Here is a 24,886-nt window from a genome sequence, read left to right on the forward strand (position 1 = left end):
ATAGGCGTGTGCGTGTAGGTGTGGCAATCCGACGAGTATGACAGCCCGCGGCGCAGGCCACCAGAATCGTTACTGAGTAGACAGGTCCCTCCAAGGTGGCGCCGCACCCGCGCGGACACCGCTGGCAAACACCGCGGGCGCGCAACGCCTAGGCGGGACGAAGGAGCGCGACCAGGAAATCGGAGTCGTCGGTGAACGGCCGCAGATCCCAGGTGGACAGCAGCAGATCGGGCACGAAGCCCGCGTCGACCGCGTCGTTGATGAACTCGCCGAACTCGTAATCGCGGCCGGCGCCGAAGCCGATCGCGGCCCGGCCGTCGTCCGCGACGTGGGCACGCAGCCGGCTCAGCACCTGGATCCGGGTGCTCGGGGCCAGGAACGTCATGACGTTGCCGGCGGACACGATGACGTCGAAGGGTTCGGCGATGCCGCGCGCGGGCAGGTCCAGCTCGGCGAGGTCGCCGACCAGCCAGCGCGGGCCGGGGTAATCCTCCTCGGCCGCCGCGATCAGCGCCGGGTCGACGTCCACACCGACCACCCGGTGACCCACCGTGGCCAGATAGCCGCCCAACCGGCCGGGCCCGCAGCCGGCGTCGAGGATCCGGGCGCCGCGCGGCGCCATGGCGTCCACGAAGCGGGCCTCGCCGGCCAGGTCGTCGCCGGCGCGGACCATGGCGCGGAAACGCTCGATATACCAATGCGAATGCCCCGGATCGACAGCGACCTTCTGCATCCAGATGCTCTGCTCGACCATGCGACCATTATCGGCGTTGTGTTCAAGCTGATGTTCGTGTCCCCGCGGATCCCGCCCAACACGGGCAACGCCATCCGCACGGTGGCGGCAACGGGCTGCGAATTGCATCTGGTCGAGCCGATGGGATTCGACCTGTCCGAACCCAAGCTGCGCCGTGCCGGGCTGGACTACCACGACCTCGCGTCGGTCACCGTGCACGCCTCGCTGGCGGCGGCCTGGCCCGCGCTGTCACCGGAGCGGGTGTTCGCGTTCACCTCGCACGCGCCCACCTCGTTCGCCGACGTGCGCTACCGGGCCGGCGACGTGCTGATGTTCGGCCCCGAACCCACCGGGCTGGACGCCGCGACGCTGGCCGACCCGCACATCACCGCGCAGGTGCGCATCCCGATGCTCGCGGGCCGGCGTTCGCTGAACCTGTCCAACGCCGCGGCGATCGCCGTCTACGAGGCCTGGCGGCAACACGGCTACCCGGGTGCGCTGTGATTACCAGGCGTTCCAGTGGGTGAGCTGCTCGGCGGGCAGCCGCTTGGCCGGGCGGAAGTCGGTGCCCTTGGTGTAGGCGATGGGGAACAGCCCGCCCTGGCTGTACTTGTCGTGCGGGATGCCGAGCACGTCCGCGACCTGCTGTTCACCGCCATTGAGCAGGTGCAGCGTGGTCCAGCAGGACCCCAATCCCCGGGAGCGCAGCGCCAGGCAGAAGCTCCAGACCGCCGGGAACAGCGAGGCCCAGAACGAGACGCCGCCCAGCGGCTGCTTCTCCTCCCGGCCGAAGATGCAGGGGATCATCAGCACCGGGGCCTCGTGCATGTGCTCGGCCAGGTAGGTCGCGGAGTCCCGGACCTTGTCCATCCGCTGCCCCCGGGTGTCCCCCTCGCCGTACTCGGGAGCGGGTGAGCTGAGGTAGGCCCGGGCGTTTTTCAGGTAGACGTCCCCGATCGCCTTCTTCTTGTCCGCGTCCTCGACGAACACCCATTGCCAGCCCTGCGAGTTGGAACCGGTCGGCGCCTGCAGCGCCAGCTCGAGGCATTCCATCAGCACCTCCCGCCCGACCGGCCTGTCGAAGTCCAGGCGCTTGCGGACCGAGCGGGTGGTGGTGAGGACTTCGTCGACGGACAGGTTGAGGGTCATGCCGTGGAGACTACATTCGGCCGCGAAACTGTATTCCACGACGCGTTTCTCGAGTGAATCCGTCGCTAGCTGCAGTCTCGCGAAGACCTCAGCGGAAGTCGCGCGACTTCGAGCCGACCGCCAGGGTGATGCGGCCCATCCGCTCGGCGACGACGGTGATCGCGCCGCTGGCGTTTTGGACCTGCCCGCGCACCAGCAGCGCCGGGGCCGAGTTCGCCAGCTTGCGGTGCCGCGCCCACACCCCCGGCACGCAGAGCACGTTGACCATCCCGGTCTCGTCCTCGAGGTTGATGAACGTGACCCCCTGCGCCGTTCCGGGTCGCTGCCGGTGGGTGACCGCGCCCGCGATCAGCACCCGGTCGCCGTCGGGCACCGAGCCCAGTTTCTCGGCGGGCACCACCCCCATCGCGTCCAGATCGGCCCGGAGGAACTGCGTCGGGTAACTGTCCGGGGAGACGCCGGTGGCCCACACGTCGGCGGCGGCCAGCTCCAGCTCGCTCATCCCGGGCAGCGCCGGGATGTGCGAGGACGACCCCACCCCGGGCAGCCGGCCCGGCCGCTGGGTGGCCGCCGCCCCGGCCGCCCACAACGCCTCGCGCCGGGACATGTCGAAGCAGCCCAGCGCCCCCGCCGTCGCCAGCGCCTCGGTCTGCGGCACCGAGAGCTGCAATCGGGTCGTCAGGTCCAGCAGAGAGGTGAACGGGCCGTTGACTTTTCGCTCGTCGACGAGTTGTTCGGCCAGATCGTCGCCGATGTGGCGGACCGCACCCAGGCCGAGGCGGACCTCCGTCCCGTCGTTCTCGAGGGTGGCGTGCGCCAGGCTGGCGTTGACGTCCGGGCCGTGCACCGTCACGCCGTGCCGGCGCGCGTCGGCCACCAGCGACTGCGGCGAGTAGAACCCCATCGGCTGGGCGCGCAGCAGCGCCGCACAGAACGCCGCCGGGTGGTGCAGCTTGAACCACGACGAGTAGAACACCAGCGACGCGAAGCTCAGCGCATGGCTTTCCGGGAAGCCGAAATTGGCGAAGGCCTCCAGCTTTTCGTAGGTGCGGTCGATCACCTCGTCGTCGGCACCGTGCAGTGCGCGCATGCCCTCGTAGAACCGGCCGCGCAGCCGTCGCATGCGTTCGGTCGACCGCTTGGAGCCCATGGCGCGGCGCAGCTGATCGGCCTCGGCGGCCGAGAATCCGGCGCAGTCGACCGCGAGCTGCATCAACTGCTCCTGAAAGAGCGGCACTCCCAGCGTCTTTCGCAGCGCCGGCTCCATGGACGGGTGGTCGTAGACGACTGGGTCGAGACCGTTGCGCCGCCGGATGTAGGGGTGCACCGAGCCGCCCTGGATGGGGCCGGGGCGGATCAGCGCGACCTCCACCACCAGGTCGTAGAACACCCGCGGCTTCAGCCGCGGCAGGGTGGCCATCTGCGCGCGCGACTCCACCTGGAACACGCCGACGGAATCGGCGCGGGCCAGCATCTCGTACACCGCCGGCTCGGAGAGGTCGAGGCGGGCCAGGTCCACCTCGATCCCCTTGTGCTCGGCCACCAGGTCGATGGCATAGTGCAGCGCCGAGAGCATCCCCAGCCCGAGCAGGTCGAACTTCACCAAACCGATTGCCGCACAGTCGTCTTTGTCCCACTGCAGGACGCTGCGATTCTCCATGCGCGCCCACTCCACCGGGCACACGTCGGCGATCGGGCGGTCGCAGATCACCATGCCGCCGGAATGAATCCCCATGTGCCGCGGCAGGTTCCGGATCTGGTTCGCCAAATCGACCACCGGTTCGGGGATGCCCTCCACATCGGGTGAGTCGGCCAGCCCGCTCCAGTGGCTGATCTGCTTGCTCCACGCGTCCTGCTGGCCCTGCGAGAAGCCCAGGGCGCGGGCCATGTCGCGCACCGCGATCTTGCCCCGGTAGGTGATGACGTTGGCGACCTGGGCGGCGTAGTCGCGGCCGTATTTGTCGTAGACGTACTGGATCACCTTTTCGCGCTGATCGGACTCGATGTCCATGTCGATGTCGGGCGGCCCGTCGCGGGCCGGCGACAGAAAACGCTCGAACAGCAGCTCGTTGGCCACCGGGTCGACGGCCGTGACGCCGAGGGCGTAACAGACCGCGGAGTTGGCGGCCGATCCCCGGCCCTGGCACAGAATGTTGTTGTCCCGGCAGAACCGGGCGATGTCGTGCACCACCAGGAAATATCCCGGAAATGTCAGCTGGGCAATGACTTTCAGCTCGTGTTCGATCTGGGAATACGCGCGTGGCGCACTTTCGGCCGATCCGTAGCGGTCGCGCGCGCCGGCCATGGTCAACTGCCGCAGCCAGCTGTCCTCGGTGCGCCCGGCGGGCACGTCGAACGGCGGCAGCTGCGGCGCGATGAGCGCCAGCCCGAACGCGCACTGCTCACCCAGGTCGGCGGCCGCGGCCACCACGTCGGGCCGCTGGGCGAACAGCCGGGCCATCTCCGCGCCGGAGCGCAGGTGCGAACCGCCCAGCGGGGCCAGCCAACCGGCGGCCGAATCCAGGGACTGCCGCGCCCGGATGGCGCCCATCGCCATCGCCAGCCGGCGCCGCGACGGCGCCGCGAAATGCGCGCCGGTGGTGGCGACGACGCCGACCCCGAAGCGTGGGGCCAGCGCGGCCAGCGCGGCGTTGCGTTCGTCGTCGAGCGGTTGACCGTGATGGGTCAGCTCGATACTGACCCGGTGAGCGCCGAACCGGTCCACCAGGTCGGCCAGTGCCCGCTCGGCCGCCGGTGGGCCGCCCTCGGAAAGCGCTTGTCGCACATGCCCTTTGCGACAGCCGGTCAGGATGTGCCAGTGCCCGCCGGCGGCCTCGGTCAGCGCGTCGACATCGTAACGGGGCTTGCCCTTCTCACCGCCGGCCAGATGCGCCGCGGCCAGTTGCCGCGACAACCGCCGGTAGCCCTCCGCCCCGCGGGCCAGCACCAGCAGGTGCGGGCCGGGTGGATCGGGCTGCTCGGTGCGGGCACCGGGGCCAAGCGACAGTTCGGCGCCGAACACGGTGTGCAGGTCGAGTTCGGCCGCCGCTTCGGCGAACCGCACCGCCCCGTACAGGCCGTCGTGATCGGTGAGCGCCAGGGCGCGCAGGTCCAGCCGGGCCGCCTCCTCGGCCAGCTCCTCGGGCGTGCTCGCCCCGTCGAGAAAGCTGAACGCCGAATGCGCGTGCAGTTCGGCATAAGCGACGGACGAGCGGGGCGCCCGCCCGTCATCCGGAGGCCGGTAGGTTCCACGCTTGGGCGACAGTGGGGCGTCCTCCCCGGGCACCACCGGCACGCCGGCATGGCGCGGCTTGCTGTCGAGCACCCGCTCCATTTCCGCCCAACTCGGCGGCCCGTTAAACCAGCCCACCCGCCCGAGTATATCGAACTGATGTTCGATTAACCCCGGCTCAGTACAACCGTTGTTAAACCGATCTTCAACTCCTAAACAAGGTCTTAACGCTGCGGGTACTACCGCGGATCACGCGCTGCACAGATACTGGTACAAGTTCAAAGAAGCGGACTACAACGGGGACCGGGCATGGCACAGACACTGGATACGGCATTCCTTCAAGCCCATGACCCGGACCAGCACGCGAGCCTGGCGATCGGGGCGGTCGCCATCGTCGGCGGCGTCGCGCCCGACTACGAGCGGCTGAAACGCCTTCTGGCGGAACGTATCCAGCCGATCGCGCGCTGCACGCAGCTGCTCCGCGCGCATCCGCTGAGCCAGGCGTGGGTCGACTGCCCGGACTTCAACCTGGCCCACCATGTGCGCCGGGTGGCGATTCCCCACCCCGGTGACGAGGCCGAGCTGTCCCGGGCCATCGCCTACGCCCTGGAACGGCCCCTGGATCTGGACCGGCCGCCGTGGGAGTGCTGGGTCATCGAAGGCCTCAAGGGCAACCGCTGGGCGATCCTGATGAAAACCCATCACGGCCTGCTCGACGGCAACTCGGCCGCGCGCCTGATCAGCCGGCTGTGCGACGACGCCGACGCCGATACCTTTGCCAACAACGCTGCGGGCAAGCAGGTTTCGCCACCGCCGGTGGACAAACCGGGCTGGGCGGAGGCGCTGTGGCGGGCGTCGTCGGTCGCCGGCAACGTCACCGCCACCCTGGTCGGTGCGATGTGGCCGGCCGTGCGTACCGACGCGGCCACCACGTCCCAGCGCTACAGCACGGTGCGGGTCCCGATCGCCGACGTCGACAGCGTCTGCCGCAAGTTCAAAGTCAGCGCCAACGATGTCGCGCTCGCCGCCATCACCGAGGGGTTCCGCACCGCGCTGCTCGGCCGCGGCGAGGAGCCGCGGGCCGACTCGCTGCGCACCCTGGCTCCGATGCCGGTCCGCTCGGCCATGCTCTCGCACCTGCCCGTCGAACACGACGACCCGGTGCGGCGCTTGCAGACGGTGCACACCAGGTGGCAGGCCAAGCAAAGCGCCCAGCCGCGACCGGCCGGCATCGTGGAGTCGGCGATCGGCTTCCTGCCAACCGTGTTGCGCAGCAACGTCTTACAGTTGCTCTCCCGCCTGCCGCAGCGCGCCATCGTGACGTTGGCCACCAACGCGCCGGGGCCGCGCCGTCGGCTTCAGGTGATGGGCCAGACGCTGGAACGGCTGCTGCCGATCCCCCCGACCGCCACGGCGCTGCACACCGGCGTCGCGGTGTTGAGCTACGGCGACGAACTGGTCTTCGGGATCACCGCCGAACAGGGCGACGCGTTCGACGTCAAGCAGCTGGCCGCCGGCATCGAGCTGGGCATGGCGCGACTGGTGGCGCTCGGCGACGACTCCGTGCTGCTGTTCAACCGGCGCAAGCGTCCCGCGCGCCCGGTGGTTCGGCCCGTGCCGCCGACGCATCCGTCGGCGCCGGGGCAAGCGCGCCACTGATCCGTTCGCCGGAAGACCAACCACCGTGAGAAGGTTGGTCATGGGCAAGTCGGGGCCGGTTATCATCGACCCGCGCCGCCATGACGCGGTGCTCTTCGACGCCGACGGCGCGCTCGGCTCGACGTTGGCGGCCCAACTGCGGGAGAACGGGTTGGGCACTGCCGTCATCGCGGCCGACGGCCCGGTGCAGGCCGCCGACCGGCTGACGGTGCGCCCCGGCCGCTGCGTCGTGGTCGCCGGGGGCGCCGCGGGTGTCGAGGCCGCGCGCGCCGCGGGGTTCGCGTTGGTGATCGGCGTCGACCCGGGCGGGCAGGGCGACGCACTGGGTGAGGCCGGGGCCGACGCGGTGGTCGGGGACCTCGGCGACATCACCGTACGGACCGGGGATCACCGGATGTCGCAGCTGCCCGATGCGTTGCAGGCCCTGACAGGCGCCGCCGATGGCCCGGCCACCCGGCGACCGGCCGTGTTCTTCGATTTCGACGGCACGCTCTCGGACATCGTCGACGATCCGGACGCGGCGCGGCCCGTCGCCGGGGCCACCGAGGCGCTGGGCAAGCTGGCCACCCGCTGCCCGGTCGCGGTGCTGTCCGGCCGCGACTTGGCCGACGTGACGAAACGCGTTGGCGTACCGGGTATCTGGTATGCGGGTAGCCACGGTTTCGAGCTGACCGCACCCGACGGCAGCCACCACCAGAACGACGACGCGGCCGCCGCCATCCCGGTGCTCGAACAGGCGGCCGGGCAGCTGCGCGACCGGCTGGGCGCGATCCCCGGTGTTGTGGTGGAGCACAAGCGATTCGGGGTCGCCGTGCACTACCGCAATGCCGCGCGTGACCGTGTCGGCGAGGTGCTGGCGGCGGTGCGCGCCGCGGGCCGCCGCGACGCGCTTCGGGTGACCACCGGCCGCGAGGTCATCGAGCTGCGCCCAGACCTGGACTGGGACAAGGGGAAAACGCTGCGCTGGGTGATCGACCACCTGCACGAGGCCGAGTCGGGTCCGCTGACGCCGGTCTACCTCGGCGACGACATCACCGACGAGGACGCGTTCGACGCCGTGCGCGCCGATGGCGTGCCGATCCTGGTGCGGCACAGCGACGACGGCGACCGCGCCACCGCGGCGCTGTTCGCGCTGGACAGTCCCACCCTAGCCGCCGAATTCACCGACCGGCTGGCCGATCAGCTGGCGCGCTAGCGGCGGTCGCAAGCGGGCCGCCGCCATCAGGGCTAGCGGCGGTCGCAAGCGGGCCGCCGCCATCAGGGCTAGGCGTATTCCACCGCGCCGTCGTCGAGTACCACCCGACCGGCCTCCGATCCTTCGGCACCGGAAGCCTCGGTGCGGAACACCGCCTTACCCGGCTCGGTGCGCCAGATCAGCGTGGTCAGCGTCTCGCCCGGGAACACCGGCGAGGTGAACCGCGCGGCGATCGAGGTGACGTTGGCCGCGACGCCCTGGCCGAGCTCGGCCACCAGCGCGCGACCCGCAACCCCGTAGCTGCACAGTCCGTGCAGGATCGGCTTGGGGAAACCGGCCATCTCGCGGGCGAACCACGGGTCGCTGTGCAGCGGGTTGCGGTCACCGGAGAGCCGGTAGATCAGCGCCTGGTCTTCGCGGGTGGGCAGGGCGATGCGGGCGTCGGGCTCGCGGTCGGGGAATTCGGGTGCGACCGGCCGCTGACCCGGCATGCCCCCGAAGCCGCCCTCGCCCCGGATGACCAGGGTGGTGAGCGTCTCGGCGATCAGCTGCCCGGACTCCGGCTCGGTGCCACGGCCGCGCAACACCAGGATCGCGTTCTTGCCCTCGCCCTTGTCCTGGATGTCGGCGACCTCGGAAACCACCGAAAGCCTTCCCGCGGGCGGCAGCGGTGCATGCAGGCGGATGCTCTGCGATCCGTGTAACAGCATGGCCCAGTTGAACTTTCCGACCAGGCCGCCCGCGCCGAAGGCCGGGCAGCAGATCACCGCGTAGGTGGGCAGCACCTGCTGGTCGATGTCGTGGCTGTTCTCGGTGGTGAAAGCCAGGTCGTCGATCCCGGCGCCGACACCGAGCGCGTAGAGCAGCGTGTCCCGGTCGTTCCATTCGAACTGCATTGGTTCGGTGACCGCGCCGACGGCACTCGGATCAATCGCCATGGAAGTCTCCTTTCGAGGATTTTCTGCACGTAACCATCGCAAACCCTTCCCACCGGAGCCGTCGGCAGGGCAGGCTAATCGCCATGCCCAAGCGCAGCATGATCAAAAAGGCCGCGGTCGCGCTGGCCGCGCTCACCGCCATGATGATGGTCGCCGGCTGCGGCGGCTCCTCCCCCCAGGCGCGGTCCATCACGGTGACGTTCATCCGGCACGCCCAGTCGGAGGCCAACGCCAGCGGCACCATCGACACCGAGGTGCCGGGCCCGGGTCTGAGCCCGGAGGGCAAAGGGCAGGCCGAACAGATCGCGCACCAACTGGGCCGCAAGGACTACGACGCCGTCTACGCCTCCACCATGACCCGGGCGCAGCAGACCGCCGCCCCGCTGGCCGCCGAACTCGGCAAGCAGGTCGAGGTGTTGCCCGGCGTCCAGGAGATCAACGCCGGCTGGTACAACGGCAAACCGGAGTCGATGGCGAAGTCGACGTACATGTTGGCGCCGGTGAACTGGATCAACGGCGACGTGTCCGACAGTATCCCCGGCTCGATCAGCGGCAAAGAGTTCAACGAGCAGTTCACCGCGGCCGTCAACAAGGTCTACAACAGCGGCCACCGTAACCCGGTGGTGTTCTCGCATCTGAACTCGATCATGGTGTGGACGCTGATGAACGCCCGGAACGCCAAGGACAGCCTGATGAACACCCACCCGATACCCAACACGGGTCGCGTGGTGATCAGCGGTAACCCGATGACCGGCTGGACGCTGGTCGACTGGGACGGGATCCGCGACTTCCGCAACTGACCTGCTCAGTCGCGCTTGACGGGTGCGGCTACCATTGCTCCATGCGGTATGTCGTTACCGGCGGTACCGGGTTTATTGGTCGCCGCGTCGTGTCTCGTCTTCTGGAATCCCGGCCCGATGCGCAGGTGTGGGTGCTGGTGCGACGGCAGTCGCTGGGCCGCTTCGAGCGGCTCGCCGAACACTGGGGTGAGCGGGTCAAGCCGCTGGTCGCCGCGCTGCCGGAGCTGGAGCTGAGCGACGCGGACATCGCCGAGCTGGGCGAGATCGATCACGTGGTGCACTGTGCGGCGATCTACGACATCACCGCCGGCGAAGCCGAGCAGCGAGCCAGCAACGTCGAGGGCACCCGCGCGGTGATCGGGCTGGCGCAGCGGCTGGACGCGACGCTGCACCACGTGTCGTCGATCGCCGTGGCGGGTGATTTCGCCGGCGAATACACCGAGGACGACTTCGACGTGGGCCAGCAGCTGCCGACGCCGTATCACCAGACCAAGTTCGAGGCCGAGCTGCTGGTGCGCGCGGCGACCGGGCTGCGGCATCGCATCTACCGCCCGGCGGTGGTGGTGGGCGATTCCCGCACCGGCGAGATGGACAAGGTGGACGGGCCGTACTACTTCTTCGGGGTGCTGGCCAAGCTGGCGGTGCTGCCGTCGCTGACCCCGATCCTGCTGCCGGACACCGGTCGCACCAACATCGTCCCGGTCGACTACGTCGTCGACGCGCTGGTCGCGCTAATGCACGCCGAGGGCCGCGACGGGCAGACGTTCCACCTGACCGCCGAGAAAACCATCGGCTTGCGCGGCATCTACCGCGGCGTGGCCAGGGCGGCCGGGCTGCCGCCGCTGCGCGGGTCGCTGCCGCGTTCGGTGGCCGCCCCGGTGCTCAAGGTGCGCGGGCGCGCCAAGGTGGTGCGCAACATGGCGGCCACCCAGCTCGGCATCCCCGCCGAGGTGTTCGACGTCGTCGACCTGGCGCCCACGTTCGTCAGTGAGAAGACTCGGGATGCCCTGCAGGGCACCGGGATACGCGTTCCGGAGTTTTCCGGCTACGCACCCAAGCTGTGGCGGTACTGGGCGGAGCACCTGGATCCGGATCGCGCGCGCCGCGACGATCCGCAGGGACCGCTGCAGGGCCGGCACGTCATCATCACCGGCGCGTCCAGCGGCATCGGGCGGGCGGCGGCCGTCGCGATCGCCGAGCGGGGCGCCACCGTGTTCGCGCTGGCGCGCAACGGCGCGGCGCTGGATGCGCTGGTGGCCGAGATCCGCGCCAACGGCGGTGCCGCCCATGCCTTTACCTGCGATGTGACCGATTCCGCGTCGGTGGAACACACCGTCAAAGACATTTTGGGACGCTTCGACCACGTCGACTATCTGGTGAACAACGCGGGCCGGTCGATCCGCCGCTCGGTGGTCAACTCCACCGACCGGCTGCACGATTACGAACGGGTGATGGCGGTCAACTACTTCGGTGCGGTGCGGATGGTGCTGGCGCTGCTACCGCATTGGCGCGAGCGCCGATTCGGTCACGTCGTCAACGTGTCGAGCGCCGGGGTGCAGGCACGCAATCCCAAGTACAGCTCCTACCTGCCGACCAAGGCCGCGCTGGACGCGTTCTCGGACGTGGTGGGTTCGGAGGTGCTGTCCGATCACATCACCTTCACCAACATCCATATGCCGCTGGTGCGCACCCCGATGATCGTGCCGTCGCACCGGCTCAACCCGGTGCCGGCGATCAGCCCCGAACGCGCGGCGGCGATGGTGGTGCGCGGCCTGGTGGAGAAGCCGGCCCGCATCGACACGCCCCTGGGCACGCTGGCCGAAGCCGGCAATTATTTCGCCCCGCGCACTTCGCGGCGGGTTCTGCACCAGCTCTATCTCGGCTATCCCGATTCGGCCGCGGCGCGCGGGGAGACCACCGAACCGCCGCCGGCGGTGGCTCCGCGGACGGCACGCCGCAAGCCCAGCCGGCCCGTGCGCGCCGTCACCCGGGGCATCCGGACACCCCGGGGCGTCAAGCGGCTGGTCCGCCTGGTGCCCGGCGTGCACTGGTAGTCACTTCTGCAGCGTGAACTGGTTGACGTCGATGTATCCGATCCGGAACGCGTCGGCACAACCGGTCAGGTATTTCATGTACCGCTCGTAGACTTCCTCGGACTGCACCGCGATGGCCTCGTCCTTGTGGGCCTGCAGCGCGGCGGCCCAGATGTCGAGGGTCTTCGCGTAGTGCGGTTGCAGCGACTGCACGCGGGTCACGGTGAACCCGTTGGCGGTGGCGCGCTCTTCCACCATCGGTATCGACGGCAGCCGCCCGCCCGGGAAGATCTCGGTGACAATGAATTTGATGAACCGGGCGAAGGTGAACGAGATCGGCATGCCGCGTTCGGCCATCTCGGTCGGGTGCAGCCCGGTGATGGTGTGCAGCAGCATGACCCCGTCGTCGGGCAGCAGGTCGTGCGCCAGGGTGAAGAACGCGTCGTAACGCTCGTGCCCGAAGTGCTCGAACGCGCCGATGCTGACGATCCGGTCGACCGGCTCGTCGAACTTCTCCCAGCCCTCCAGCAGGATCCGCGCCGAACGAGGGCTGCCGGACTTCGCGATCAGCTCCTCGACGTGGTCGGCCTGGTTGCGGCTCAGGGTGAGGCCGACGACGTTGACGTCGTACTTTTCCATCGCGCGCATCATGGTCGCGCCCCAACCGCAGCCGACGTCGAGTAACGTCATGCCGGGTTGCAGCCCGAGCTTGCCGAGCGCGAGGTCGATCTTGGCGATCTGCGCCTCTTCCAGCGTCATGTCGTCGCGCTCGAAGTAGGCGCAGCTGTACGTCTGGGTCGGGTCGAGAAATAGCCGAAAGAACTCGTCCGACAAGTCGTAGTGGGCCTGCACATCGTCGAAGTGCGGCGTTAACTCAGCACCCTCGGGGGGCTCCGACGTCGTTGGCATCGTGCCAGCCTAGTCGCCGAACTGAGTATGTTGGAAACAATGAATTCTCCCGTGTTCGTCGACGTCGATACCGGCGTGGATGATGCGCTGGCGCTGATGTATTTGCTCGCCAGCTACGACGCCGAAGTGGTCGGTATCGCCTCGACCGGGGGAAACGTTGGGGTAGAGCAGGTTTGCGAGAACAATCTGGGGTTGCTGGCGCTGTGCGAACGCACCGACATCCCGGTGTCCAAGGGTTCCGGACAGACCCTGAGCGGGCCGATGCGGCTGCCGTCGAAAGTCCACGGCCCCAGGGGGTTGGGCTATGCCGACCTGCCGCCCGGCGGGCGCGGGCTCGCCGATTACGACTCGGCGAGCGCCTGGGTGCGCGCGGCGCGGGCCTTTCCCGGTGAGCTCATCGGCGTGGCGACCGGTCCGTTGACCAATCTGGCGCTGGCACTGCGCGCCGAGCCCGAGCTGCCCACCCTGCTGCGCCGGTTGGTGATCATGGGCGGCTCCTACGACCATCGGGGTAACACCACCGCGGTGGCGGAGTGGAACATCAGCGTGGATCCCGAGGCGGCGGCCGAGGTGCTGGCGGCCTGGTGTCCGGAAACCGTTGGGCAACAGCGGCTTCCAATCCTGTGCGGCCTGGATCTGACCCGCAAGGTTGCGATGACGCCGGATCACCTCGCGCGGCTGGCGGCGGCCGCGGAGTCGACGACGACCCAGCTGAGCGAGCACGACGAGCGCGGAACCCGGTCGGCGGCTTCCAACCCGCTGATCCGGGTGATCGAGGACGCGATGCGGTTCTACCTGGAGGCCTATCACGAACTCGGCCACGGGTATCAGGCACACATGCACGACCCGTTGGCCGCCGCCGTCGCGCTGGATCCCGGGCTCGTCGCGACGCGTCCGGCCACGGTGGACATCGAACTGACCGGAACCCTGACCCGCGCCATGACGGTGACCGACTGGTCCGATCGTCGAGAACCCAACGCACTGATCGGGATTGACGTGGATGCGGCGGGATTCTTCGATCGGTTCATCGAACGGGTGGGGCCCTTTGCCCGTCGGTTGGGGGGTGTGGGATGAGGATTCGTGCGATCGAACTGATCCGGGCGGGGTGGGGCGCGGTGCTGCTGGCCGCCCCCGCCGAGGTGCTCGGCCACCTGCACGGGGTGCAAGTCGATCGCAAGGCGCTCGTCGTCACCCGGATCCTGGGCGCGCGGCATCTGACCCAGGCGCTGCTGTCGGGAGTCGACCCCGGACCGGAGGTGCTGGCGGCCGGGGTCTGGGTCGACACCGTGCACTCGGCGACCGCACTCGGCCTGGCCGTGGTCGACCGGCGCCGCGCCCGCGGCGGGCTGATCGACGCGGCCGTCGCCGCGTCCTGGGCGGGGCTGGGCTGGCGCCACCTGAGCGCCGGAAAAGCCCGCACCCAGGGTGTCCGCGGCCGCGACCGGTTGGCCCGCGCGGTCGTCGGCGCCCTGCCAGGCGGTCGCGGGCTGATGGCGCGAGCGCAGGCGGTGCGTGCCGATAGCGCAGGGCGATCGGCGCCGAGATAGGCGTCGGGCGCAACGGGGGCAATGGTGGATTGTGTTTTGATGATTGGGAGTGGGCTCGACGTCAAGGGTGGTCAGCTCGCATCAAGTGGAAGGTTTCGCGGGGCATGACTGAGCTGGTTACCGGGAAAACGCTGCCGAATGTGGTCGTCACTGGCGTTGCCATGACGACCGCGCTGGCAACTGACGCCGAGACCACTTGGAAGCTGTTGCTGGACAAGCAAAGTGGTATCCGTAAGCTCGAGGATTCGTTCGTCGAGGAGTTCGATCTGCCGGTGCGCATCGGCGGGCACCTGCTGGAGGAGTTCGACGGCGGACTGACGCGCGCCGAACGCCACCGGATGGGTTACCTGCAGCAGATGTCGACGGTGTTGGGCCGGCGGGTGTGGGAGAACGCGGGTTCGCCCGAGGTCGACGGCGACCGGCTGATGGTGTCCATCGGCACGGGCCTGGGGTCCGCCGAGCAGATCGTGTTCAGTTACGACGATTTGCGGGCCCGTGGCATCAAGGGGGTCTCGCCACTGGCGGTGTCGAAGTACATGCCCGACGGGGCGGCCGTCTCGGTGGCACTGGAGCGGCACGCCAGGGCCGGGGTGATCACCCCGGTGTCGGCGTGCGCGTCGGGATCCGAGGGGGTGGCGCAGGCCTGGCGCAACATCGTGTTCGGCGAGGCCGACATCGCCATCTGCGGTGGCGTGGAGGTCAGGATCGAGGCGGTCGCGATCGCGGCGTTCGCCCAGATGCGCATCGTGATGTCGACCAAGAACGACGACCCGGTGGGCGCGTGCCGCCCGTTCGACCGCGACCGCACCGGGTTCGTGTTCGGCGAGGCCGGCGCGCTGATGGTCATCGAGACCGAGGAACACGCCAAGGCCCGCGGCGCCAACATCCTGGCCCGCATCATGGGCGCCAGCATCACCTCCGACGGCTACCACATGGTCGCCCCGGACCCCAACGGCGAACGCGCCGGGCACGCGATGAGCCGCGCCATCCAGCTCGCCGGGCTCAGCCCCTCGGACGTCCACCACGTCAACGCCCACGCCACCGGCACCTCGGTCGGTGACGTCGCCGAGGGCAGAGCCATCAACAACGCGCTGGGCGCCAACAAGCCGGCGGTCTACGCCCCCAAAGCCGCCCTGGGCCACTCGGTGGGTGCGGTCGGCGCCGTGGAATCCATCCTGACCGTGCTCGCGCTGCGCGACCAGGTGGTCCCACCCACGCTCAACCTGGAAAACCTCGACCCCGAGATCGACCTGGACGTGGTGGCAGGCAAGCCACGGCCGGGCAACTACGAGTACGCGATCAACAACTCGTTCGGATTCGGCGGACACAACGTGGCCATCGCCTTCGGGCGGTACTGACGCCGGCATCAGCGGGGGCCGGATCCTGACGCGCTCGTTTGGTGGGTGAACCACGGGGTAAAGCAGCGACTATGGCTTTCGCCGAGTATCAAAACGAGCTGTACGACCAGTCGCTGTACGGCAATCAGCCGCAGTACCCGATCAGGTTCGAGGAGCTGGAGAAGACGGCGACGGCGGCGATGACGCCGAAGGTGCTGGGCTACGTGGCGGGCGGCGCCGGTGACGAGCACACCCAGCGCGCCAACTGCGCGGCCTTCAAGCGGTGGGGGCTGTACCCGCGCATGGGGATCGCCCCCGAACAGCGCGATATGTCCGTCGAGTTGTTCGGCATGAGGTTTCCGTCGCCGATATTCATGGCACCCATCGGCGTCATCGGGGTGTGCGACCCAGACGGCCACGGGGACATGCTCTGCGCGCGGGCCTCGGTCCGCACGGGCGTGCCGTTCTTCGCGGGAACACTATCGGCCGACCCGATGGAAGACCTCGCCGCCGAACTGGGCGATACGCCGGCGTTTTTCCAGCTGTACACGCCGCCGGACCGCAAGATGGCCGCCAGCCTGGTGCACCGGGCCGAGGCGGCCGGCTTCAAGGGCATCGCCGTCACCCTCGACACCTGGGTCACCGGCTGGCGCCCCCGCGACCTGAGCGGCGGGAACTACCCGCAGGTGCCCAGTGGCTGCCTGGCCAACTACACCAGCGATCCGGTCTTTCGCGCCAACCTGAGCCGGGGCGAAGACGCCACCGAGGCGGCGGTGCGCAAGCTGCCGATCTTCGGTGGGCCGTTCCGCTGGTCCGACCTGGAGTGGCTGCGATCCGAGACCAGCCTGCCGCTGATGGTCAAGGGCATCTGCCATCCCGACGATGTTCGCCGCGCCAAAGACATTGGTGTGGACGGCATTTACTGCTCCAACCATGGCGGACGGCAGGCCAACGGCGGGCTGCCCTGCTTGGATTGCCTGCCCGGGGTGATCGAGGCCGCCGAGGGGATGCCGGTGCTGTTCGACTCGGGTGTCCGCGGCGGCGCCGACATCATCAAAGCGCTCGCGCTGGGCGCGACCGCCGTGGGGATCGGCCGCCCCTACGCCTACGGGCTGGCCATCGGTGGCGTCGACGGCCTCGTGCACGTGCTGCGCTAGCTGCTGGCCGAGGCCGATTTGATCATGGCCGTCGACGGATATCCCTCGCTCAAGGACCTGACCCCCGACGCGCTGCGGCGCGTCGAATACGCTCAATGACAACGATTTTCGTAGATTATTCGTAGCTGCCCTCCACATACCAGCGCCGCTGGCGATAGCACAGCAGCAGCGCGCGCTCGTTCTCCAGCAACACCTGGGCGCGGGCGGTGCGGCCCTTGCCCAGGTCGGGGTCCCACCAACGCTCGTCGACCGGCCAGGGCCCCGACCACCAGCACAGCCGTTCGTCTCGGCCGTGGGCAACCATGCGCGCGGGGTCGGCGGAGAACAGCCCCCGGATGGTCACCCGTATCGGGTTTCCTTGGGCGTCAAGCAGTTCCACCGGGTCGTCGAGCAGCACCGCCGGTGACGGCTCGGGCAGCCGGCCGGGCCACGGCAGCTCGGGATCGGCGCGCGGTACCGGCTCATCGCCGAGCGGGATCAGCGTGATGCGCCCGGCCGGGCCCCGCCCGCCGGACAGCACCGGCACTCGCACCGCCTCCGGACCGAGCAGACCCTGCACCCGCACCAGGGCGCGGCGGGCCCGCAGCCTGTCCTCCTCGCCCAGGCCGCCCCAGAGCGGCAACTGCAGCGCCTCGGCGGATACCGCCTCGACCGCCTGCAGCCGCAACCGCGTCACCGCGGCGGTGGGACGCGGATTGCGCGCGGTGCGGCTGCTCAACCAGCCGTCGAGCTGCCAGCGCACCCGGTCGGCGGTGGCGTCCTCGGTCAACGGCTCGGCGCACCGCCACACCCGGTGCAGTTCTTCGCCGTTGGGGGTGACGGCGTGGATGGCCAGCCGGGTGCATCCCACGCCGGCGGCCATCAGCGTCTGATGCAACCTGCCGGCCAGTGAGCGCCCGGCGAACGCCGCGGCATCAACCCGGTCGATCGGCGGATCGCAGTCCAGCACGGCCTCGAGCTCGGCCGGTGGTTCCCGGCCCGACGGTGGTCGTTCGGGTTCGCCGCGCGCCAACCGGTGTGCGGCCACGCCGTCGGCGCCGAACCTGGAAGCCACGTCGCTGCGCGCCAGCGCGGCGAACTGCCCGATGGTGCGAATCCCCATCCGCCACAACAGGTCCGTCAGTTCTTCGCGGCCCGCACCGGACAGGCTCGGCTCGGTGGCGAGTTGGCGGATGGACAGCACCGACAAAAACCTCGCGTCGCCCCCCGGCTCGACGACACGGCCCGCCCGCGCCGCGAAGACCGCGGTGGACAACTGGTCGGCGATCCCGGCCTGACACTCGGCGCCGGCCACCGCCACCGCATCGATCAGCCGTTCGGCGGCGGTGGCCTCGGACCCGAAATAGCGGGCCGCCCCGCGCACCGGCAACACCAGCAGGCCGGGCCGCAGCACCTCGGCGCGAGGCACCAGGTCGTCCACCGCCGCGATCACCGCTTCGAAGAAGCGGGCGTCGCGGTCCGCGTCGGCGGCGGTGACGTGCAGTTGCGGGCACCGGGCCGCCGCCTCCCGGCGTCGCAGCCCCCGCCGCACTCCCGCCGCGCGTGCGGCCGACGAGCAGGCGATCACCCGGTTGGCCAACGTGACAGCGATCGGGGTGGAGGCGGACAGGCCCGCGGCCGCCGCCGCCGCGACCGCGGGCCAATCCATGCACCAGATCGCCAACACCCTTGAACCAGAAGGGGATACCACGCTTTATCCCGCTCGCGCTCGGGTCATCACCCGTCGTCCCGCACACATCCCGCTGACCTGCAGCCGCACCGCAGCGATCCGGCCGAATCCAGGGACGGGCGGCACCCGATCACCCGGAGTGATGTCATAACCGCAGACCCGGGCGGCAAGGCGCGTCGGCGCCCCCTGCCAATCGCCGCCGGTGACCAACAGGGTGCAGCCCCTGTTCCGGGCGCGGGCCACCACCGCCCGCGCCCGGGTAGGCGGCACCCGGCGCCCGCCCAGCCCCAGCACCACCAGATCCATGCCGTCGACGAGCACCGCGGCCACCTCCACCGGATCGGTTCCGGGATCCGGGATCACCGCGAGCCGGCTCAGGTCCGCCCCCATCTCCGCGGCGGCCAGCAGCCCGATGTCCGGCTGACCGACGATTGCGGCGTTGCCACCGGCCGCCGTGACCGCGGCCACCATGCTCAACAACAGCGACCGGGCACCCGAGAGCACCGCGACCGTCCCCCGCGGCACCGGCGCGGGCAGCAGCTCGGCCAGCCACGCCGGGAGCGCCAGCTGGGACTCCGCGTCCGGCAGCAGGTCCTCGGCGGGCACGGCGGCGGCCGGCCCCCTCTTCCCGGAGATGCTCGCCATCCGTCGGCGAAGCGATTCTAGCTGTTCAGCACGGGTTTCCTGGCGGTGACTGGAGGCAAAAGCCGCGGTCATGACAGCCTCCTATCACCCGCTTTCCGGGAGCTTCCGGGGAGTGTATTCGAATGTATGTTCGATGCATTTCGCAGTAAACACCCGCCCTCCGACAACCGTCAAGCGACGCGAGGGACAGCGTTATGCGATCGATACTGGTGGGGCTGATGGGTGCCATGTGGCCGCATTCTCGCGGAAATCAGGCCGGGCCAGCTACTCCCACTCGATGGTGCCGGGGGGTTTGCTGGTGATGTCCAGCACCACCCGGTTGACCTCGGCCACCTCGTTGGTGATGCGGGTCGAGATGCGCTCGAGCACCTCGTAGGGGACCCGGGTCCAGTCGGCGGTCATGGCGTCCTCGCTGGACACCGGCCGCAGCACGATCGGGTGCCCGTAGGTGCGGTTGTCGCCCTGCACACCGACCGAGCGGACCTCGCCCAGCAGCACCACCGGGCACTGCCAGATCAGGTTGTCCAGGCCGGCGGCGGTGAGTTCCTCACGCGCGATCAAGTCGGCGCGGCGCAGCGTCTCCAACCGCTGCGCGGTGACCTCGCCGACGATCCGGATGCCCAGACCGGGGCCCGGAAAGGGTTGGCGCGCAACGATTTCCTCCGGCAGGCCAAGCTCACGTCCGACGGCGCGCACCTCGTCCTTGAACAGCAGCCGCAGCGGCTCGACGAGCTTGAACTTCAGGTCGTCGGGCAGGCCACCGACGTTGTGGTGGCTTTTGATGTTGGCGGTCCCGCTGCCCCCACCGGATTCCACCACGTCCGGGTACAGCGTGCCCTGCACCAGGAAATCAACCTCAGACCCGGTGTCGCTCAAGATCTCCCGCACCGCGCCCTCGAAGGCGCGGATGAACTGGCGACCGATGATCTTGCGCTTGCCCTCGGGGTTGGTCACTCCCGACAGCGCCTGCAGGAAGGTGTCGGCAGCGTCGACGGTGACCAGGTTGGCTCCGGTGGCGGCGACGAAATCGCGCTGCACCTGCGCGCGTTCGCCGGCGCGCAACAGCCCGTGGTCAACGAAAACACAGGTCAACCGGTCACCGATGGCGCGCTGCACCAGCGCGGCGGCCACCGCGGAGTCCACGCCGCCGGACAGCCCGCAGATGGCGTGGCCGTCGCCGATCTGTTCGCGCACCTGCTCCACCAGCGCGCTGGCGATGTTGGCCGTCGTCCAGTCCGCGCCCAGCCCGGCGAAGTCGTGCAGGAAGCGGCTGAGCACCTGCTGTCCGTGCGGGGTGTGCATGACCTCCGGGTGGTACTGCACGCCGGCCAGGCCCCGCTGGCGGTTCTCGAAGCCGGCCACCGAGGCACCGGAGCTGCTGGCCACCACCTCGAACCCGTCCGGCGCGGCCGTGACCGCGTCACCATGGCTCATCCATACCGGTTGCGAACTCGGTAGCCCCGAATGCAGTTCGCCGCCAAGAACTTTCAGCTCGGTACGACCGTATTCACTGGTTCCGGTATGGGCGACGGTGCCGCCGAGGGCCTGCGCCATGGCCTGAAACCCGTAGCAGATGCCGAACACCGGCACCCCGAGATCGAACACCGCCGGATCGAGCTGCGGCGCGCCCGGCTCGTACACGCTGGACGGTCCGCCGGAGAGCACCAGCGCCAGTGGGTCGCGGGCCTTGATCTCCTCGACCGTGGTGGTGTGCGGGATGACCTCGGAGAACACCCGGGCCTCGCGGACGCGACGGGCGATCAGCTGCGCATACTGTGCGCCGAAATCGACGACCAACACGGGCCGCTGCGAGGGGGTTTCCACGGCAGCCAGCTTAGTGGCTACCGGAGGCTGCCCGGGTGCGGCCGTACCCTCGCCCAGCGCTCATCGACGCGCTGCTCGGAATCCGGGATTGATCGCGGGGAACCCCCTACAGCGAAAACGCTTGACACACCGCACTGACGGTCTGAAGGTCACCTTCGAAGTGAACTCGCCGCAGCGCCGCCTTACGCTTGGCCTCGGTTGACCCCAGCCGCGCGTTCACCAGATCGGTCGCGCCGGCGGTGAGCGTCACCGAGGGCTCGCCGCGAGCGGCGGCCAGGCGCCCCTGCGTTATCGCGAATTCGAATCTGCGGCCGTCGATCTCGGCGCGGCACGTCACCTCCAACCCGGCCGCGCGCGCCGAGTTGAAGCCCAGCAGGAGGCCGGCCAGGAAGCCGTTGAGGGGCGTCGCCGGGCCGTCCCCGATCGGGTCGAGCCGGTCCAGCCCGAACCACGCGACACTTTGCAAGATGGGCAGTACCCGCTGCCACCCCATGTCGCTGAGGGTGTAGACGGTGCGCCCGATCGGCGCCGGCAGGTCGGCACGGTCGACGAGCCCGGCTTCCTGTAGTTCCCTTAGCCGCTCGGCCAGCAGATTCGTTGCGATGCCCGGCAGCTCGTCGCGCAGGTCACCGTAGCGGCGCGGTCCGCCGACCAGCTCACGCAGGATCAGCAACGTCCACCGCTCGCCCAGGACGTCGAGCCCGCGCGCGATCGGACAGTTCTGGTTGTAGTTCCTGCGGGACGCCACCCCGCCAGGCTACCGCATGGTACACGTGTTTTTCAACTTATTACTTGAATTATTTGTCTATTAGATTTATTGTCTTGTTCATGCTTCTCGCACCGATAGTCCGCAGTCATCCTGTTCCCGCACTCGCCGTAATCTGCCTCGGCGTCTTCGTCATCAGCGTCGACGCCACCATCGTCAACGTCGCGTTGCCCACGTTGTCGCGCGAACTCGGCGCCGACACCGCCCAGCTGCAATGGATCGTCGACGCCTACACCCTGGTGATGTCCGGCCTGCTGCTGTCGGCCGGCAGCCTGTCCGACCGTTACGGCCGCAGGGGGTGGCTCAACTCCGGGCTGGCCCTGTTCGCGCTCACCTCCGCCGTTGCGGCGCAAGTTAATTCGGCCGACGCGCTGATCGCGGCCCGCGCGGCCATGGGCATAGGCGCGGCGGTGATCTTCCCGACCACACTGGGACTGATCACCAACATCTTCACCGACGCGGCGGCGCGCGCCAAGGCGATCGGGCTGTGGGCGGCGATGGTGGGCGTCGGGGTGGCCGTGGGACCGATCAGCGGCGGCTGGCTGCTCGAACACTTCTGGTGGGGCTCGATCTTCATGGTGAACATTCCCATTGCCGCACTGGCCATCATCGGCGGCCTCCTCTTCGTCCCGACCTCACGTGACCCGGCCGCGCCGCGCATCGACGTCCCCGGCCTCGTCCTGTCGGCGGCCGGCGTCACAACGCTGGTCTACACGGTCATCGAGGCGCCCACCTGGGGATGGACCGACGGCCGGACCGCGGCCGGATTCGCCTTGGCGACAGGGCTTCTCGCCGGGTTCGCGCTCTGGGAACGGCATACCGCCCAGCCGATGCTGGACGTGTCGGTGTTCTTCGACCGCCGGTTCTCCGGCGGCAGCCTGGCGGTGACCGCCGGCTTCCTCACCTTGTTCGGGTTCATCTTCGTCATCACCCAGTATTTCCAATTCATCAAGGACTACAGCGCTTTTCAGAGTGGCGTACGGCTGCTTCCGGTCGCCGCCTCGATCGCGCTGGCCAGCATCCTGGGACCCCGGCTGGTGCAACGGGTCGGCACCACGGCCGTCGTCGCCGCCGGTCTGACCGTGTTCGCCGCCGGTCTTGCGTGGGCGTCGACGGCGGATGCCGCCACACCCTATGACCAGATCGCCATCCAGATGCTGCTGCTCGGCGGCGGCCTCGGCCTGACCGTTTCGCCGGCCACCGAGGCGATCATGGGATCGCTGTCCGTCGACAAGGCCGGCGTCGGCTCGGCCGTCAACGACACCACGCGTGAACTCGGCGGCACCCTGGGCGTCGCCATCGCCGGCAGCATCTTCGCGTCGGTGTATTCGGGACACCTCGGGGCGGCCGCGTTGACCGGATTGCCCGCCGAGCCCATGCGGCACTCAATGGCATTGGCGCACCGGGTGATTCAGCAATTGCCCGCGCCGCAAGCCGGCTACGTCCGCGGCGTCGTCGATCGCGCGTTCCTGGACGGCCTGCAGGTGAGCTCGCTGGTCTGCGCGGGCATCGCGCTGGGGGCCGCAATCGTCGTCGGCTGGCTACTGCCGGCGCGTCAAACCGAAAGGGAAGTCTCATGACCAACAGCACCTATGTCCTCGGCCACGCCGACGTGGAAGTGCGGCGGCTCCTCCTGCAGGGACGGCTGTACAACCACTACACCGAGCACGCGCTGCGGCTCGCCGGGCTGCGCCCGGGCATGCTGGTGCTCGATATCGGGTGCGGGCCCGGTGACGTGTCGTTCGTCGCCGCCCGGCTGGTCGGCCCGACGGGAAGTGTCCTCGGGGTGGACGCCGCGCCCGCGATGGTCGACCTCGCCCGCATGCGCGCCGCCGAACAAGGCTTGGGCACAGTACAATTCACCCAGGCTGTCGTCGACGAGCTCGCGCTGGACCAACCGGTGGACGCGGTCATCGGCCGGCTGATCCTGATGCACCTGCCCGACCCGGCCGCCACGCTGCGGCACCTGCGCACGCAGGTGCGCCCCGGCGGCGTCCTCGCGTTCTCCGAGAACGACATCACCGCGACGCGCAGCATCCCCGACCTGCCGCTGTTCGGGCGGGTCACGGGCGGGATCGTCCGTGCCTTCGAGGCCATGGGGCTGCGCGCCGAGTTCGGCACCACCCTGCACCGGGTGTTCGCCGACGCCGGCCTGGGCGCGCCCAGCCTGACGCAGGGCACGCCCATCGGGACCGCCGCCGACGCCGACATCCTGGCCTATGCCGCGGAAGTCTGGCGGTTGGTCTCCCCCATCGCCGAACAGGGCGGCTTCGCCATCGACGAGCTCGCCGACATCGAGGACTTCGTGCCGCGATTCCGCGAGGAGGCGCTCGCGGTCAACGCCCTCATCACCATGCCTCCGCTGATCACCGCATGGACAAAGGTGGACAAATGAACGACACGATCGCCGTCCAATACTCGACCGGGCTGTCGCGGCGCAACATCGAGAACGCCCTGGCCGCCGCCGGCAAGGACCTCGACCACCTGGAACCCGCGGACCTGGGGCTGCTGGAGGACTTTCACACCATGGGTCGCTTCGCCACCAGCCAACTGGTGGACCTGGCGGCCATCACCGGCGCAAGCCGGGTGCTCGACGCGGGCAGCGGGATCGGCGGCACCGCCCGCTACGTCGCCGACCGGTGTGGCTGCGCGGTGACCGCCGTGGACCTCACCGAGGAATACTGTGACACACACCGCTGGCTCAACCGGCTTGTCGGGCTGGATGATTCGATCACCGTTTTCCAAGGCGACGTCACCGCATTGCCCTTCCCGCCCGGCTCGTTCGACGTCGTCGTCAGTCAACACGTTCAGATGAACGTGGCCGATAAGGCGGGTCTGTACCGCGAAGCCCGCCGCGTACTCACCGCCGGTGGCCGGCTTGCCATGTGGGACTTGACCATTGGTGACCGCCGCGCGCTCGACTTCCCGCTGCCCTGGGCCAACACACCCGCCAACAGCCATCTGGTGACCCCCGAGGAGCTGCGATCCCTCGTCGCTTCCGCGGGGTTCACCGTCGAGCGCTGGAACGATCTCACCGACACCGCGAGCTCGCTCATGCAGGCGTTGCTCGCACAACCGCCCCAACCGCTGGGCCTGCACGCGTTTGTCACCGACTTTCGTCGCAAGGCCGAAAACCTCACCCAGGCGCTAGCCGACGGACGCCTGCGCGCGATCCAGGGGGTCGTGTGCGCAGCGAGTGCGGGCTGAATATAGTGCGGCCCAACTAGATTCCAGGACAGCGTTACACGATGACGTGGAGCGGCGGCCGCGGAGAGGTCATGTTCCTGCAGCGG

At 69.4% G+C, this 24,886-nt stretch carries 20 protein-coding genes and 1 pseudogene; 12 read left to right on the plus strand and 9 right to left on the minus strand.

The window, feature by feature from the left end; all coding sequences use genetic code 11:
• Positions 1-148: 148 nt before the first annotated feature.
• Positions 149-754 carry a class I SAM-dependent methyltransferase gene (locus tag G6N50_RS14800; RefSeq protein WP_083100025.1) on the minus strand — a complete coding sequence of 202 codons (606 nt, stop codon included), beginning with the start codon at positions 752-754 and terminating at the stop codon, positions 149-151.
• A gap of 18 nt (positions 755-772) precedes the next feature.
• Between G6N50_RS14800 and G6N50_RS14805 the strand changes: the two genes are divergently transcribed.
• Positions 773-1,237 carry a tRNA (cytidine(34)-2'-O)-methyltransferase gene (locus G6N50_RS14805; protein ID WP_083100023.1) on the plus strand — a complete coding sequence of 155 codons (465 nt, stop codon included), beginning with the start codon at positions 773-775 and terminating at the stop codon, positions 1,235-1,237.
• Here G6N50_RS14805 and G6N50_RS14810 read toward each other — a convergent pair whose 3' ends face one another.
• A complete protein-coding gene (locus G6N50_RS14810; protein ID WP_083100022.1) occupies positions 1,238-1,882 on the minus strand; it encodes a nitroreductase family protein in 645 nt (214 codons plus the stop codon). It abuts the gene before it with no gap.
• Between the two features lie 88 nt (positions 1,883-1,970).
• Complete coding sequence (locus G6N50_RS14815) at positions 1,971-5,252, minus strand: error-prone DNA polymerase (RefSeq protein ID WP_083100020.1); 3,282 nt, start codon at positions 5,250-5,252, stop codon at positions 1,971-1,973.
• A gap of 171 nt (positions 5,253-5,423) precedes the next feature.
• Here G6N50_RS14815 and G6N50_RS14820 point away from each other — a divergent pair, with 171 nt between their 5' ends.
• Together G6N50_RS14820 and otsB are read left to right on the plus strand one after the other, a co-directional pair.
• A complete protein-coding gene (locus G6N50_RS14820) occupies positions 5,424-6,773 on the plus strand; it encodes a wax ester/triacylglycerol synthase domain-containing protein (RefSeq protein ID WP_083100019.1) in 1,350 nt (449 codons plus the stop codon).
• A gap of 40 nt (positions 6,774-6,813) precedes the next feature.
• Positions 6,814-7,968, plus strand: a complete 1,155-nt coding sequence (otsB, locus tag G6N50_RS14825) for a trehalose-phosphatase (protein WP_083100017.1) — start codon at positions 6,814-6,816, stop codon at positions 7,966-7,968.
• A 68-nt stretch (positions 7,969-8,036) separates the two neighbouring features.
• Here otsB and G6N50_RS14830 read toward each other — a convergent pair whose 3' ends face one another.
• Complete coding sequence (locus tag G6N50_RS14830) at positions 8,037-8,906, minus strand: MaoC family dehydratase (protein WP_083100015.1); 870 nt, start codon at positions 8,904-8,906, stop codon at positions 8,037-8,039.
• Positions 8,907-8,989: 83 nt separating this feature from the next.
• Here G6N50_RS14830 and G6N50_RS14835 point away from each other — a divergent pair, with 83 nt between their 5' ends.
• A complete protein-coding gene (locus G6N50_RS14835) occupies positions 8,990-9,706 on the plus strand; it encodes a histidine phosphatase family protein (RefSeq protein WP_083100014.1) in 717 nt (238 codons plus the stop codon).
• Positions 9,707-9,747: 41 nt separating this feature from the next.
• Entirely contained in the window at positions 9,748-11,760 is a 2,013-nt protein-coding gene (locus tag G6N50_RS14840) for an SDR family oxidoreductase (protein WP_083100012.1), read from the plus strand.
• Here the strand turns inward: G6N50_RS14840 and cmaA1 are convergent, their stop codons facing one another.
• Positions 11,761-12,648 (minus strand): cyclopropane mycolic acid synthase CmaA1, encoded by an 888-nt coding sequence (gene cmaA1 / locus G6N50_RS14845; protein WP_083100010.1) that lies wholly within the window; start codon positions 12,646-12,648, stop codon positions 11,761-11,763.
• Positions 12,649-12,687: 39 nt separating this feature from the next.
• On the opposite strand from cmaA1, the gene G6N50_RS14850 reads away from it, so the two are divergent.
• The 4 genes and pseudogenes from G6N50_RS14850 (at position 12,688) to G6N50_RS14865 (ending at position 16,788) form a co-directional block, all read left to right on the plus strand.
• Positions 12,688-13,722: a nucleoside hydrolase gene (locus G6N50_RS14850; RefSeq protein ID WP_083100009.1), complete on the plus strand. Its 1,035-nt coding sequence runs from the start codon at positions 12,688-12,690 to the stop codon at positions 13,720-13,722.
• Positions 13,719-14,195, plus strand: coding sequence for a hypothetical protein (locus tag G6N50_RS14855; RefSeq protein WP_083100008.1), 477 nt, complete (start codon positions 13,719-13,721; stop codon positions 14,193-14,195). The genes G6N50_RS14850 and G6N50_RS14855 overlap by 4 nt, the downstream gene beginning before the upstream one ends.
• 104 nt (positions 14,196-14,299) lie before the next feature.
• Entirely contained in the window at positions 14,300-15,553 is a 1,254-nt protein-coding gene (gene kasB, locus G6N50_RS14860) for a 3-oxoacyl-ACP synthase KasB (RefSeq protein WP_163650855.1), read from the plus strand.
• A gap of 71 nt (positions 15,554-15,624) precedes the next feature.
• Positions 15,625-16,788: pseudogene (locus G6N50_RS14865) on the plus strand (alpha-hydroxy-acid oxidizing protein).
• A 16-nt stretch (positions 16,789-16,804) separates the two neighbouring features.
• Here G6N50_RS14865 and G6N50_RS14870 read toward each other — a convergent pair.
• From G6N50_RS14870 to G6N50_RS14885, 4 genes are all read right to left on the minus strand, one after another.
• The gene (locus G6N50_RS14870) at positions 16,805-18,337 is read right to left on the minus strand and encodes a DNA polymerase Y family protein (protein ID WP_083100207.1); all 1,533 of its coding nucleotides are present in this window, start codon (positions 18,335-18,337) and stop codon (positions 16,805-16,807) included.
• Between the two features lie 45 nt (positions 18,338-18,382).
• Complete coding sequence (locus tag G6N50_RS14875; RefSeq protein ID WP_083100209.1) at positions 18,383-19,075, minus strand: hypothetical protein; 693 nt, start codon at positions 19,073-19,075, stop codon at positions 18,383-18,385.
• 192 nt (positions 19,076-19,267) lie between these two features.
• The gene (gene guaA, locus G6N50_RS14880; RefSeq protein ID WP_179970161.1) at positions 19,268-20,836 is read right to left on the minus strand and encodes a glutamine-hydrolyzing GMP synthase; all 1,569 of its coding nucleotides are present in this window, start codon (positions 20,834-20,836) and stop codon (positions 19,268-19,270) included.
• A 97-nt stretch (positions 20,837-20,933) separates the two neighbouring features.
• Complete coding sequence (locus G6N50_RS14885) at positions 20,934-21,575, minus strand: winged helix-turn-helix transcriptional regulator (protein ID WP_083100213.1); 642 nt, start codon at positions 21,573-21,575, stop codon at positions 20,934-20,936.
• 80 nt (positions 21,576-21,655) lie between these two features.
• On the opposite strand from G6N50_RS14885, the gene G6N50_RS14890 reads away from it, so the two are divergent.
• The 3 genes from G6N50_RS14890 to G6N50_RS14900 are packed head-to-tail and all read left to right on the plus strand — an operon-like array spanning position 21,656 to position 24,800.
• Positions 21,656-23,173, plus strand: a complete 1,518-nt coding sequence (locus G6N50_RS14890) for an MFS transporter (RefSeq protein ID WP_083100219.1) — start codon at positions 21,656-21,658, stop codon at positions 23,171-23,173.
• Complete coding sequence (locus tag G6N50_RS14895) at positions 23,170-23,988, plus strand: class I SAM-dependent methyltransferase (protein ID WP_083100215.1); 819 nt, start codon at positions 23,170-23,172, stop codon at positions 23,986-23,988. The genes G6N50_RS14890 and G6N50_RS14895 overlap by 4 nt, the downstream gene beginning before the upstream one ends.
• Positions 23,985-24,800 carry a class I SAM-dependent methyltransferase gene (locus tag G6N50_RS14900; RefSeq protein WP_083100217.1) on the plus strand — a complete coding sequence of 272 codons (816 nt, stop codon included), beginning with the start codon at positions 23,985-23,987 and terminating at the stop codon, positions 24,798-24,800. The genes G6N50_RS14895 and G6N50_RS14900 overlap by 4 nt, the downstream gene beginning before the upstream one ends.
• Positions 24,801-24,886 lie beyond the last annotated feature (86 nt).

The sequence above is a fragment of the Mycobacterium mantenii genome, from assembly GCF_010731775.1.
Taxonomy (GTDB): Bacteria; Actinomycetota; Actinomycetes; order Mycobacteriales; family Mycobacteriaceae; genus Mycobacterium; species Mycobacterium mantenii.